Origin of the sequence: Rugamonas aquatica (genome assembly GCF_009380215.1) — a bacterium.
GTDB classification, from domain to species: domain Bacteria; phylum Pseudomonadota; class Gammaproteobacteria; order Burkholderiales; family Burkholderiaceae_D; genus Rugamonas; species Rugamonas aquatica_B.
The window spans coordinates 609,986-622,523 of record NZ_WHUG01000002.1 but is presented as its reverse complement, the minus strand read 5'-3'; the positions used below and the strand labels follow the sequence as shown (position 1 = coordinate 622,523).

The following is a 12,538-nucleotide window of genomic DNA, read 5'->3' as shown; positions in this document are numbered from 1 at the left end:
ACGGCAGGCAACACTATTGCTTCCAAGCGATATTGCTTGATTATCGAAACCTATTCCTGCTGGCGAGCGCCGGCGCCCGCGGCCAACGCATTGATCTCGAAGTCGCCGTCATCGACCAGCCGCTCCCAGCCCTCGAACTTGCCCATGCCGCGCGTGCGCGCAATCGACAGCAGCAGGCTTTGCCCTGGCGCCGGTCGCTCCGGCTGCAACTGGTAGACAGGATCGGCAAACGCCTGCGCCGGCGTGGTGATGGTCCAGCCCATGTCGACGAACTGCTGGATCGCGTCCTTGAGCCACAGCGCGTTGATCAGGTTATGGTGCATCAGCATGACCTGCGGGATATCGCGTCCCTCCAGCTTGCGCGACAGATCGCGATAGGCCGTGGCGCGCTGGCGCAAGTGCGCAAGGTAGGCCTGCTTGATCGGCGCGATGTCCGCCTTGGGATCGGCGCGCAGGACTTCGTTCAGTTTTTCATCCAGCCGCCAGTCGCTGGTATCGAGGCTGACGTAGCCGTTGCGATAGCCGCTCTGCCTGAGGAAGGCGCGCATGCCGTCGCGCTTTTCCGGCGTGTTCCCTTCACGCAGATAAGTGAAGCGGAACCATTTCTGATAACCCGGTAGGCTGGCCGTGATGCGGTCGCAGTCCTGCACCTCCTGGCGATACTGCGCGAGACTGAGCTTGGCGTCGTTCAGGTCGGGATGGGTCATCGTGTGATTGCCGAGCGCATGGCCCGCCTGGCCCCAGGCCTTGGCCAGCGCATAGCCTTCCGGCTTGTCCGCGCCGAAGCCGCAGGTGACGAACAAGGCCGCCTGCACACGATGCGCGGCCAGCGCATCGAGCAGCGCCTGGTTGCGCTGCTGCGGCGACATCAGCGGCGTCGTCTCCAGCCGCGGGCCGTCATCGAAGGTGAAGGCCACGGACTGCGCGTGCGCAGCCGGGGCGTAGGCCATCGTGGCGAGAATCACTGCGCGGCGCAGAGCCGGTCTCCATGACGTCATTGTGCGTTGCGCTCCTTGATGCGTTTCAGTTGGGCCGACTGGTAGGCGCCGAAGGCGTCGTTGAACAGGCAGCGTATCAGCGGATCGTCGACGATGTCGGCATCGGGCGGCGCGCCGTTGATGCGCATGTACATCGACGTCAGCGACTCACCCATCGCCAGCCCGGCGTACAGTTTGGCGACGGGGATTTCGGTCGTCCACGTCGGCGCCTCCTGGTCGCCGGTGAGCGCGATGTCGTCGCCGTGTATGCGGTAGCGGAACTGCTGCGCCACGCCCTCATGATCGTAGACCGACAGCTGCCAGACGCAGGGCGTTTCGAAATAGCTGTCCGGTGTCAGCTCCATGTCGCGGTATTTTTCGAGCAGGCCGTTGCGGCAGTAGTCCAGCGCCAGCAAGGTTTGCTCGGCGCTGAGCGGCGCGAGATGGCGGGCGATCTCCGATGTCGGCGGCGGCGTGATGGCGGCATCGTATGCATAGTCAACATCCTGCTCGCCGACCGGTAGCACCCACGCCAGCGGCGCCGATGGCGTCAGCGCATGCGGCGTCAGCTCCACCGACACCGACGGGTTCAGGCGCACAATGCCGGCGCCCGGCAACCACGCACTGACTTCCTGCGCGAACTGGCGATAGGTGATCGGGAACAGCGAGTGGTTGTACCAAGACCACGGCTCCTGCACGAACTGGCAGGAACTCGGTACCACATAGCGCGGCGCCAGCGCCTGCAGCTGTTCGGGCCATTCCTCCGGCAGTAGCGGAGTGCCGCCCTCCGCGCGCGACGGCGCGATGACATCGATCTCGCGCATGGTCTGGAAAGGCCACAGCACCATATCCCACGGCGCGTAGGGTTTGAGCTGCTCCAGCGTTTCCGGGTCCATCCACGAATCGACGACGTTCAGCACATTCAGTCCGGCGGCGCGGATGTGGAACATCGAATCGACGTCGGAATCGAGCGCCTTGCGCGGAATGACTTCGATGGCGCCGACCTGCACCGGCGCATCCACCTTCAGCGGCCGCACGTTGACGAAGCCCAGCGCGCGTATCATCGCGAACAGTTCATCGAACAGGCAGTAGAGGTAAATCGGCGTATCGCGATCGAGCAGATCCAGGCTCTCCATCGAGCAGTGGTCGTCATGGAAGTGCGAGATGAACACCGCATCCGGCTTCATCCCGCGTATCTGCGCGAGGTCGAAACGCACATCAGGGAAGGCGTGGCAATTCCTGCTGAACGGGTTCTCGAAAATCGGATCGAACACGATGCGCGTTCCATCGCATTCGAACACATAGCCGGCATGCAGGATGCGGGAAATTCTCAGCGTCATGTGCGCTCCCCCGTTGAAGAAGCGCAATTATAACCCGGGGTCAGGTCCCCCATTTCTACACGGTCTCGGCTGTAGCGAGGACTACAGCCGAGACCGTGTAGAAATGGGGGACCTGACCCCGGATGGGTTTAGCGCAGCGGCGTCGGGTAGCTGGCGGGGCTGGCGTTGCCTTCCGTGTCGATGGCTTGGACGCCGAAGTAGTAGTTGTCCTTCGACAGCGGCAGCGTGAACTCGGTGGCCTTGCCGACGAACTGGCTGCCCTGCCATTCGGCGGCCGAGGTGTCGCGCCAGACGATGCGGTAGCCCGCCAGGTCCGGCTCGGCATTGGCTTGCCATACCAGCTCGGTATCGTTCTGCAATTTGGCGGTACGCACCTGCACCTTGGCCGGCGCGGCCGGCGCCAGCGACAGCGACGACAAGGCCGCCGCGTTCACCCGCGCCACCTGGGCGATGTAGTTGAAATCGTCGTACTGCGGCAGGTCGCCGATCAGCACGCCATTCTCGGTGCGGATGTTCTGGTGCTGGTGGTTGAAGTCTTCGGCCGGCTCGGTGAAGCGCAAGGCCGCGTAGCCGCGCTCCAGGAACGGCATGTGGTCGCCGCCGCGCAGGTAACGGTCGCGGCGCTGGATGACGTTGACTTTGAACTTGGGCACGTAACGCTCGCCCGCCTCCTTCACCGCCCGCGCCAGCTGGCGCGACAGCGAATCGTTCTCGCCGCCGGTCTGGATCAGCGTCCGCACGGTGTCGCTGTTTTCCTTTTGCACCGGCAAGCCTTCGGCGAACAAACGCACTTGCGTGTTGTCGACCTTGCCGTGCTCGTCGCGCGAGCTGCCGATGATGTCGTTGGTGAACATGCCGGCGATGTTCAGATTCTTCTGCTTCGCCAGCTCGGCCCAGTGCGCCGCGCCCAGCAAGCCCTGCTCTTCCGCCGCCACGGTCATGAAGACCAGCGTGGCGTCGAATTTGTACTTGGCCATGACGCACGCCATTTCCATCACGGCGGCGGTGCCGGAAGCGTCGTCGTTGGCGCCGGGCGCGTCGCCCTTGGCATCCATGACGTCGGTGTTGCGCGAGTCGTAGTGGCCGCTGACCACGTACATGCGGTCCACGGACGCGGCCTGCGTGCCCGGCAGGGTGGCCACCACGTTGACGATTTCGGTCGGCCGGCTGATGCGCGCGGAGACCGGTGCGACATGGCTGTCGAACGCCACTTGCAGGCGGCCGCCCTGGGCCGCGCCGCAGCGCTCCAGCTCGCTCTTGATCCAGCGCCGGGCCGCGCCTATGCCTTCGGTTTCGGAGACCGTGTCCGACATCGTGTGGCGCGTGCGGAAGCCGACCAGCTTGTTGATGTAGCCTTCGATGCGAAGCGGAGAGATTTCCTTGACGATCTGGTCGATCTGGGCCTGGTGACGCGTGGTGTCAGGGCCGGCCGCAAGGGCTGGCGCGACGGCCAGCACGCTGAGGGCGGTCAAGATGAGTGGCTTGCAATGCATCGTCTGTCTCCGGTGAAAAGATCTCAACATCTTCGCACGGATCAGCGATCATTTTTGATTTGGAAACAAAACACAAACAAAAAACCCGCAGCGGCCGGCTGCGGGTTTGGGGAAGCGACGAAGCTTACTTGGCTGGCGCGGCAGCCGGAGTCGATGCGGCGGCGGCCTTGTCGGCTTTGGCCGCAGCCTTCGCAGCGGCTTTGTCAGCCTTGGCGGCAGCTTTGTCGGCTGCCTTGTCGGCCTTGGCGGCCGGTGCTGCCGCAGCGGCTGGCGCGCCGTCGAGCGGCTTGCCGTTCACAACCAAGCCGGCCTGCGACAGCTTGACGGCGCTTTTCTCGCCGATACCCTTCACGCGCTTCTCGAAATCAGCCCAATCCTTGAAATCGCCTTTTTTGCGCTCTTCCAGGATGGCTTTCGATTTGACCGGGCCGATGCCCTTGACCGAGTCCAGCGCGGCGGCGTCAGCCTTGTTGACGTCGACCTGCGCAAAAGCGAAGCCCATCGTTGCAATCAGGGTCGCAACAGCCAGCAAAATTTTCTTGAACATGTCTCAATCTCCATGGTGGGTGAAAGCAAGGGCGACAACCGCGCCTTGAACACCCTTAACGGCCAACCTCAGCGTCGGTTGACAGATCATTCATGAAGCTTTTATGACATGCGTCAGAAGCCGGCCATCAAGCGTCGAACAATTCCTCGCGCGTGACCGTCGCCGTACCCAGCTTGCCGACCACGATGCCGCCGGCGCGATTGGCCGTCTGCACCGCTTCGTTCCAGCCGACACCGGCGCCCAGCATGGCGGCCATGGTGGCGATCACCGTGTCGCCAGCGCCGGAAACGTCGAACACTTCACGCGCCTGTGCCGGCATGTGGAATTGCTCGCCGTCGGTGTACAGCGTCATGCCCTCTTCGGAGCGGGTCAGCAGCAGCGCGTCCAGCTTCAGCTCCGTGCGCAGCGCCTGCGCCTTGGCGGTCAGCTGCTCTTCGCTGTTCCAGCTGCCGACGATGCGCTTCATTTCCGATTTATTCGGCGTCAGCACGGTCGCACCGGCGTAGCGCGAGAAGTCATCCCCCTTAGGATCGACCATCACCACCTTGCCGGCGGCGCGCGCCGACGCGATCATGTCGGCCACGTTGACCAGCGAACCCTTGGCATAGTCCGACAGCACGATCACGTCGTAATCGGCCAGCAGCGCCTTGAATTGCAGCAGCTTGTCGCGCAGCACGGTATCGGTCGGGGCTTCCTCGAAATCGATGCGCACCATCTGCTGCTGACGGCCAATCACGCGCAGCTTGATGATGGTGGAGATGGCCTCGTCGCGCTTCAGATAGCTGTGGATGCCGCCGCTTTGCAGCATCTGCTCCACCTCATTGCCCGCCTCGTCGGCGCCGACCACGCCCAGCAGACCGGCGCGCGCGCCCAAGGCCGCAGCATTGCGCGCCACGTTGGCCGCGCCGCCCAGCCGCGCTTCGCGCTTCTCGATGCGAACGATGGGCACCGGCGCTTCCGGCGAAATGCGGCTGACGTCGCCGAACCAGTAACGGTCCAGCATCACATCGCCCACCACCAGGATACGCACTTGATCCAGTGCAGGTGCTTGATAAGTCGTGACGTTAGTACTCACAGAAACCTCTTAAACGCGGGTCAGGATGGAACGGCCGATGCCGTGGTATTCGAAGCCTGCTTCGGCCATCACCGCCGGCTCGAACAGATTGCGGCCGTCGAAGATGATGGCTTGCTTCAGCGAAGACTTGATGCGGTCGAAGTCCGGGCTGCGGAAGGCCTTCCATTCGGTGACGATCACCAGCGCCTCGGCGCCGGTCAGCGTATCCATCGGGCTGGTGGCGAAGCGGATGCGCGCCATTTCTTCGGCGTTCAGGTCCAGCTCCAGCACGCGCTTGGCTTCCGTCATCGCGACCGGATCGTACACCGCCACCGTCGCGCCGCCGTCCAGCAGCTGCTTGATCAGCACGCGGGCCGGGGCTTCGCGCATGTCGTCGGTGTTCGGCTTGAAGGCCAGGCCCCAGACCGCGAAATGCTTGCCGCTCAAGTCTTCGCCAAAGCGCTTGACCACTTTCTGGCCCAGCACCAGCTTCTGCTTGTCGTTGACCGCTTCCACGGCGCGCAGGATCAGCAAGTCCTGGTCGTACTGGCGCGCCGTGCGTTCCAGCGCCTGCACGTCTTTCGGGAAGCAGGAACCGCCGTAGCCCGCGCCGGCGTACAGGAAGCTGTGGCCGATGCGCGGATCGGAGCCGATGCCGTGACGCACGGCCTCAATGTCCGCGCCCACCTGGTCGGCCAGGTTGGCCAGCTCGTTCATGAACGAGATGCGGGTCGCCAGCATGGCATTGGCCGCGTACTTGGTGAACTCGGCCGAACGCACGTCCATCCAGAAGGTGCGCTCGTGGTTGCGGTTGAACGGCGTGTACAGCTTCTTCATCAGGCCGTGGGCCTTCTCGCCTTCCGGCGTGCTGTCGCAGCCGATGACGATACGGTCGGGACGCATGAAGTCTTCCACCGCCGCGCCCTCTTTCAGGAACTCGGGATTGGAGACCACGGAGAATTTCGACGCATCGCCGCGCGCGGCCAGCTCGGCCTGCACCGCAGCCGTGACGCGGTCGGCGGTACCGACAGGCACGGTCGACTTGTCGACGATGACCTTGAACTCGGTCATGTACTTGCCGATGTTCCTGGCGGCGGCCAGCACGTATTGCAGGTCGGCCGAACCGTCCTCGTCCGGCGGTGTGCCGACGGCGATGAATTGCAGGCAGCCGTGCGCGACCGAAGCCGCGACATCGGTGGAGAATTGCAGACGGCCGGCGGCACGGTTGCGCGCAACCACTTCTTCCAGGCCCGGCTCGTGGATCGGAATGCCGCCGTTGTTGAGCAGATCGATTTTCTTCTGGTCGACGTCGAGGCAGAAAACGTCGTTGCCCAGTTCGGCGAGGCAAGCGCCGGTGACGAGGCCTACATAGCCGGTGCCGATGATGGTGATTTTCATGTTGGTGCTCTTTTAATTCATGACGTTGAGTTCTTCGGTGCGGCGCGGCGGGTAAGTCTCCCAGCGGCTGCATCCCGGGCACTGCCAGTAGAACTGACGGGCCTTGAAACCACAATGGCTGCATTGATAGCGTGCCAGTTTCTGCGTATAACCGTGGACCAGATTCTTGACCATCGACAGTTCCGGCACCAGGTTGGCCGGCGCGTCCATCAGCCGCGCCTCCAGCAATTTGTCCAGGCCCAGCAGGGTCGGCGTGCGACGCAGCTCATTGCTGACCAGCTGCTTGGCGGCGTCCACGCCGTCCAGCTCCAGCACCGCCTTGTACACCACCTCGATCAGGTCGATCGACGAAGCCTGTTCCAGATAGGATTTCAGCAGGTTGACGCCTTCCTGCGGACGGCCGACCTTGCGGTAGGCATCCATCATGCGCTGCGCCACCAGCGCCGTATGCGGCACGCTGATCTGCTCGACGCGGCGCCAGGTCAGCAGCGCGCCTTCGACATCGCCCTGCGCCAGCTGGGCGTCGCCGCTCAGCATGGTGGCGCGCACGTTGACGCGGTCGGCGTGCAGCGACTTGTCCAGCAGCGGCAGCGCCTGCTCCGGATGCATGTGCACCAGGGCATCCTGCGCCAGCTCGCAGTAGAACTGCGCGATTTCCTTCTGGCGCGAACCGGCGCCCGATTCCTGCAGGCCGATCGCCGCCTCGATGGCGCGCGGCCACTCCTTCTCGCGCTGGAAGATCTCCAGCAGCGCGCGGCGCGCCTGCACGGCGTACTGGCCGCTGACCATGGCATTGAAGGTTTCCTCGGCGCGGTCCAGCAGGCCGGCCTTCAGGTAGTCCATGCCCAGCTCGTATTGCGCGTGTTCCTTCTGCTCCTGCGGCAGGTCGGGGCGCGACAGCAGGTTCTGGTGCACGCGGATGGCGCGCTCGGTCTCGCCCCGGCGGCGGAACAGATTGCCCAGCGCGAAGTGCATGTCGGCCGTTTCCGGGTCCATGCGGACGATCTCGATGAAGGCGTCGATGGCCTTGTCCGGCTGCTCATTGAGCAGGAAGTTCAAGCCCTTGAAGTAACCGCGCGGCAGCGTGCGCGATTCCGACACCAGTTGACGTATGTCGACGCGCGCGGCGACCCACCCCAGTCCGAAGAAGACCGGGATACCCAATAACCACCAAAGTTCGAATTCCATGCTTTGTATTTTTTATTGTGTGTTGACGCTGTCCGGCTGCGGCTGGGCGTTGGCCTGCAGCGCGGTCGATTGCAGCGTGGTGATCGTGGTTTTGTGCTGGTTCGTTTCGCGGCGGTGGCGGAACACGGTCGGCGTCAGTGCCAGTACGCCCAGGAAGGCGCCGGCGACGAAGAAGCCCAGCAGCATCAGGACCAAGGGTCCGTGCAGATCATAGTGAAGGAAGAAATGCAGATCGACTTCCTGCGTGTTCTTCAGGGCAAAGCCAAAAAACAGGACGAAAAGAACGAATCCAATAATCGTGGATATGAATTTCATTAGCCAGGTTTCCTGTTCAGTATTTCTAAAAAAAAGCGGCATCCGTAGACGCCGCTTTTATTTTAACTCATCAGACGCTTCAGTCCTCAATGATCGGTTGCCCGACCATCGCGTCAACCCGCTCGCGCAATTGCTTGCCCGGCTTGAAGTGAGGCACCCGTTTTTCGGGCACCATCACTTTGTCGCCCGACTTCGGATTACGTCCGATACGCGGCGGCCGGCTATTCAGAGCAAAGCTGCCAAAACCGCGGATCTCGATGCGCTGACCGGTCGCCAGGGCGTTGGTCATCGCATCCAGAATGGTCTTGACGGCATACTCCGCATCTTTGGCCACCAGCTGAGAATAACGCTCAGCCAGGCGGTTGATCAACTCGGACTTAGTCATCGACTAGTTCTTAGTTCTTGTTATCGAACTTAGCTTTCAACAGCGCGCCCAGGCTGGTGGTGCCCGAAGCTGCGTTGTTGTCGGTCGCTGCCATCTTCTGCATGGCTTCTGCAGTTTCAGCGCTATCTTTAGCTTTGATCGACAGTTGGATCGAACGTGCTTTGCGGTCGATGTTGATCACCAGAGCTTCGACGGAATCGCCGACTTTCAGGTGGGTGCCAGCATCTTCCACGCGGTCACGCGAGATTTCCGACGCGCGCAGGTAGCCTTCAACTTCTTCGGACAGTTGGATCACGGCGCCTTTAGGCTCAACCGATTTAACGGTGCCGGTTACCAGTGCGCCTTTGTCGTTCATGGCTGCGAAGTTGTTGAATGGGTCGCCTTCCAGTTGCTTAACGCCCAGGGAAACGCGCTCGCGCTCAACGTCGATGGCCAGAACGATGGCTTCCAGTTCGTCACCTTTCTTGAAGCGACGCACGGCTTCTTCGCCGGTTTCGGTCCAGGACAGGTCGGACAGGTGTACCAGGCCGTCGATGTTGCCGGCCAGGCCGATGAACACGCCGAAGTCGGTGATCGATTTGATCGCGCCACGGACTTTATCGCCCTTCTTGTGGGTCACGCCGAAGTCATCCCATGGATTTGCTTTGCACTGTTTCATGCCCAGCGAAATACGGCGACGCTCTTCGTCGATTTCCAGAACCATCACTTCAACTTCGTCGCCCAGCTGGACAACTTTGTTTGGAGCGACGTTTTTGTTGGTCCAGTCCATTTCGGAAACGTGAACCAGGCCTTCGATGCCTTGTTCAACTTCAACGAACGCGCCGTAGTCGGTCAGGTTCGTGACTTTACCGAACAGGCGGGTGCCTTGTGGGTAACGACGGGACAGACCGGTCCAAGGATCGTCGCCCAGTTGCTTGACGCCCAGGGACACACGGTTCTTCTCTTGATCGTACTTCAGTACTTTCGCGGTGATCTCTTGACCAACGGTCAGCACTTCCGATGGGTGACGCACACGACGCCATGCCAGGTCGGTGATGTGCAGCAGGCCGTCGATACCGCCCAGATCCACGAACGCGCCGTAGTCGGTGATGTTTTTGACGACGCCGGTCACTACCGTGCCTTCTTTCAGCGTTTCCATCAGTTTCTGACGCTCTTCGCCCATCGAAGCTTCGATGACAGCGCGGCGGGACAGAACGACGTTGTTACGCTTGCGGTCCAGTTTGATCACTTTGAATTCGAGGGTTTTGCCTTCGAATGGGGTGGTGTCTTTCACTGGACGGGTGTCAACCAGGGAGCCTGGCAGGAACGCGCGGATGCCGTTGGTCAGAACGGTCAGGCCGCCCTTGACTTTACCATTGACGGTACCGACGACGATTTCGCCCGATTCCATGGCTTTTTCCAGTGCCAGCCACGAAGCCAGACGCTTGGCTTTGTCGCGCGACAGGATGGTGTCGCCGAAACCGTTTTCCAGCGATTCGATCGCCACGGAAACGAAGTCGCCTACTTTGACTTCCAGTTCGCCGTGGTCGTTCTTGAATTCTTCAACAGGGATGAATGCTTCCGATTTCAGGCCGGCGTTGACGATCACGAAGTTGTGATCCAGACGAACGACTTCAGCCGAGATCACTTCGCCCGAACGCATGTCTTGACGCGACAGGGACTCTTCGAAGAGGGCTGCAAAACTTTCCATATTAGACATTGTAACTTCCAGGTTACCAACAAGGCTCGCGATATGCGACTTCAGTTGGGTTGAGGTTAATAAACGCCGCAGTCCTCAGAGCGACCGCGACACGTGCTATTTACCGATGGCCGCATACCACTGCAACACCTGGTCGACCGCTTCATCAGCCGTCATTTCCGAGGTATCGAGCACATGCGCCCCCTCTGCGGGGACCAGCGGCGCGATGGCCCGGTTTGTATCCCGGTCGTCACGCGCCTGCAAATCCATCAGTAGGTCTTCCATACTAGCAGAAAATCCCTTGCCAATCAATTGCTTATATCGTCGGTCCGCACGGGCCGCCACACTGGCGGTCAAAAACACCTTCAAAGCCGCATGCGGGAAGATCACCGAGCCCATGTCGCGGCCGTCGGCGACCACGCCCGGAGCCTTGCGGAAACCCAGTTGCAGCCCCACCAGCGCGTGGCGCACGGAGGGAAATGTTGCAATTTTTGAAGCGGTGTTGCCGACCTCTTCCGCGCGGATGGCGTCGGTGACGTTTTCATGCGACAGGATGACGTCGCCGCCCTGGAAGCTGCATTGGAGGTGCTCGGCCAGCTTGGCCAGCGCGTGCTCGTCGGCCAGGTCGGTGCCGCGGCGCAGGGCCGACAGCGCCGTCAAGCGGTACAGGGCGCCGGAATCCAGGTAATGGAAGCCGAGCTTATCGGCAACGCGATGTGCGACCGTGCCCTTGCCGGATGCGGTAGGGCCGTCGATGGTGATGACTGGAATTGCGGAAGTTGCCATTTGTTTTACTTTGCTTATTTTGCTATCGCTGCAAACGCAGCGAAGTACTCGGGGAAGGTCTTGCCCACGCACTTGGGATCGTTGATGCGCATGACGTTGCCCTTGCGGGCCGCGCCGTCCAGCGACACCAGCGAGAAGCACATCGCCATGCGGTGGTCGTCATAAGTGTCGATGGTAGCAGGCGTGATGACGGCCGGCGGCGTAACCTTGATGTAGTCGCTGCCCTCCTCCACGATGGCGCCGACCTTGCGCAGCTCGGTCGCCATGGCGGCGATGCGGTCGGTTTCCTTGACGCGCCAGCTGGCGATGTTGCGCAGCGTGCTGGTGCCGTCGGCATACAGCGCGGCCACGGCGATGGTCATGGCGGCGTCGGGAATGTGGTTGAAGTCGGCGTCGATGGCTTTCAGCACGCCGTTCGACTTGGCTTCGATCCAGTTGTCGCCCATGGTGATCTGCACGCCCATCTGCTCCAGCGCGGCGGCGAAACGCACGTCGCCCTGGATGCTGTCCTTGCCCACGCCTTCAACGCGCACCGGGCCGCCGGCAATCGCGCCGGCCGCCAGGAAGTAGGACGCCGACGAAGCGTCGCCTTCGACGTGGATGGTGCCCGGCGACTGGTAGACCTGGCCGGGTTCGATGGTGAAGGATTCCCAGCCGTTTTGTTCGACCGTGACGCCGAAGCGGCGGATGAGGTTCAGCGTGATTTCGATGTAGGGCTTGGAGATCAGTTCGCCGATGACGTCGATGGTGATCGCGTGCTCGCGCGCCATCAGCGGCGCCACCATCAGCAGCGCGGTCAGGAACTGGCTGGACACATCGCCGCGCACCGACAGGCGCTGCGCGTGGATCTTGCCCTGCTTGATGTGCAGCGGCGGGAAGCCCGGGTTGCCGGTGTATTCGACGTTGGTGCCGGCGGCGTTGAGCGCGTCGACCAGGTCGCCGATCGGACGTTCGTGCATGCGCGGCACGCCGTGCAGCGTGTAGTCGCCGCCGATGACGGCCAGCGCGGCGGTCAGCGGACGGATCGCGGTGCCGGCGTTGCCCATGAAGAGGTCGGCCGATTTGTTCGGCAGCACGCCGGCCACGCCCTTGACGTGGTGGATGGTGCCGGTGGCGGTTTTCTCTTCGGTCCACTGCACGCCCAGCGAGCGCAGCGCGGCCAGCATCACGGCGGTGTCGTCCGAGGCCAGCAGGTCGACGATGGCGACGTCGCCCTGCGACAGCGCGGACAGCAGCAGGATGCGGTTGGAGATGGATTTCGAGCCGGGCAGGCGCACGGCGCCCTCTACGTGGGCAACTGTCGGAAGATCGATATATTCGTGATTCATACTGTTTCCTTATGCGGCGGCCCCAAGACCGTCGCCCTCGCGAAAGCGG

At 62.3% G+C, this 12,538-nt stretch carries 12 protein-coding genes; all 12 read right to left on the bottom strand.

Annotation, left to right across the window (positions count from 1 at the left end; genetic code table 11):
* Window positions 1–50: 50 nt before the first annotated feature.
* Entirely contained in the window at window positions 51–998 is a 948-nt protein-coding gene (locus tag GEV02_RS07085; RefSeq protein WP_152837352.1) for a polysaccharide deacetylase family protein, read from the bottom strand.
* Window positions 995–2,317: an MBL fold metallo-hydrolase gene (locus tag GEV02_RS07080; protein ID WP_152837351.1), complete on the bottom strand. Its 1,323-nt coding sequence runs from the start codon at window positions 2,315–2,317 to the stop codon at window positions 995–997. The genes GEV02_RS07085 and GEV02_RS07080 overlap by 4 nt, the downstream gene beginning before the upstream one ends.
* A gap of 128 nt (window positions 2,318–2,445) precedes the next feature.
* Window positions 2,446–3,789, bottom strand: coding sequence for a M28 family peptidase (locus GEV02_RS07075; protein WP_235922683.1), 1,344 nt, complete (start codon window positions 3,787–3,789; stop codon window positions 2,446–2,448).
* Between the two features lie 145 nt (window positions 3,790–3,934).
* The gene (locus GEV02_RS07070) at window positions 3,935–4,357 is read right to left on the bottom strand and encodes a ComEA family DNA-binding protein (RefSeq protein WP_152837349.1); all 423 of its coding nucleotides are present in this window, start codon (window positions 4,355–4,357) and stop codon (window positions 3,935–3,937) included.
* A 127-nt stretch (window positions 4,358–4,484) separates the two neighbouring features.
* Complete coding sequence (gene rfaE1 / locus GEV02_RS07065; protein WP_008446224.1) at window positions 4,485–5,432, bottom strand: D-glycero-beta-D-manno-heptose-7-phosphate kinase; 948 nt, start codon at window positions 5,430–5,432, stop codon at window positions 4,485–4,487.
* Between the two features lie 9 nt (window positions 5,433–5,441).
* On the bottom strand, window positions 5,442–6,809 hold the full coding sequence (locus GEV02_RS07060) for a UDP-glucose dehydrogenase family protein (RefSeq protein WP_152837348.1): 1,368 nt from the start codon (window positions 6,807–6,809) through the stop codon (window positions 5,442–5,444).
* Window positions 6,810–6,821: 12 nt separating this feature from the next.
* Complete coding sequence (gene lapB, locus GEV02_RS07055; RefSeq protein ID WP_152804376.1) at window positions 6,822–7,997, bottom strand: lipopolysaccharide assembly protein LapB; 1,176 nt, start codon at window positions 7,995–7,997, stop codon at window positions 6,822–6,824.
* Window positions 7,998–8,009: 12 nt separating this feature from the next.
* A complete protein-coding gene (locus GEV02_RS07050; protein WP_008446217.1) occupies window positions 8,010–8,312 on the bottom strand; it encodes a LapA family protein in 303 nt (100 codons plus the stop codon).
* A gap of 79 nt (window positions 8,313–8,391) precedes the next feature.
* Window positions 8,392–8,697: an integration host factor subunit beta gene (locus GEV02_RS07045; RefSeq protein WP_008446215.1), complete on the bottom strand. Its 306-nt coding sequence runs from the start codon at window positions 8,695–8,697 to the stop codon at window positions 8,392–8,394.
* Between the two features lie 10 nt (window positions 8,698–8,707).
* A complete protein-coding gene (gene rpsA, locus GEV02_RS07040; protein WP_043479897.1) occupies window positions 8,708–10,387 on the bottom strand; it encodes a 30S ribosomal protein S1 in 1,680 nt (559 codons plus the stop codon).
* A 105-nt stretch (window positions 10,388–10,492) separates the two neighbouring features.
* Window positions 10,493–11,161 (bottom strand): (d)CMP kinase, encoded by a 669-nt coding sequence (gene cmk / locus GEV02_RS07035; protein WP_152837347.1) that lies wholly within the window; start codon window positions 11,159–11,161, stop codon window positions 10,493–10,495.
* A gap of 14 nt (window positions 11,162–11,175) precedes the next feature.
* Entirely contained in the window at window positions 11,176–12,489 is a 1,314-nt protein-coding gene (gene aroA / locus GEV02_RS07030; RefSeq protein ID WP_152837346.1) for a 3-phosphoshikimate 1-carboxyvinyltransferase, read from the bottom strand.
* Window positions 12,490–12,538: the final 49 nt, after the last annotated feature.

Bases quoted from the DNA above. Each gene is read 5' to 3' on its own strand.
- GEV02_RS07085 (WP_152837352.1), bottom strand. From the start codon at position 998: ATGACGTCATGGAGACCGGCTCTGCGCCGCGCAGTGATTCTCGCCACG.
- GEV02_RS07080 (WP_152837351.1), bottom strand. From the start codon at position 2,317: ATGACGCTGAGAATTTCCCGCATCCTGCATGCCGGCTATGTGTTCGAA.
- GEV02_RS07070 (WP_152837349.1), bottom strand. From the start codon at position 4,357: ATGTTCAAGAAAATTTTGCTGGCTGTTGCGACCCTGATTGCAACGATG.
- GEV02_RS07060 (WP_152837348.1), bottom strand. From the start codon at position 6,809: ATGAAAATCACCATCATCGGCACCGGCTATGTAGGCCTCGTCACCGGC.
- lapB (WP_152804376.1), bottom strand. From the start codon at position 7,997: ATGGAATTCGAACTTTGGTGGTTATTGGGTATCCCGGTCTTCTTCGGA.
- GEV02_RS07050 (WP_008446217.1), bottom strand. From the start codon at position 8,312: ATGAAATTCATATCCACGATTATTGGATTCGTTCTTTTCGTCCTGTTT.
- GEV02_RS07045 (WP_008446215.1), bottom strand. From the start codon at position 8,697: ATGACTAAGTCCGAGTTGATCAACCGCCTGGCTGAGCGTTATTCTCAG.
- rpsA (WP_043479897.1), bottom strand. From the start codon at position 10,387: ATGGAAAGTTTTGCAGCCCTCTTCGAAGAGTCCCTGTCGCGTCAAGAC.
- cmk (WP_152837347.1), bottom strand. From the start codon at position 11,161: ATGGCAACTTCCGCAATTCCAGTCATCACCATCGACGGCCCTACCGCA.
- aroA (WP_152837346.1), bottom strand. From the start codon at position 12,489: ATGAATCACGAATATATCGATCTTCCGACAGTTGCCCACGTAGAGGGC.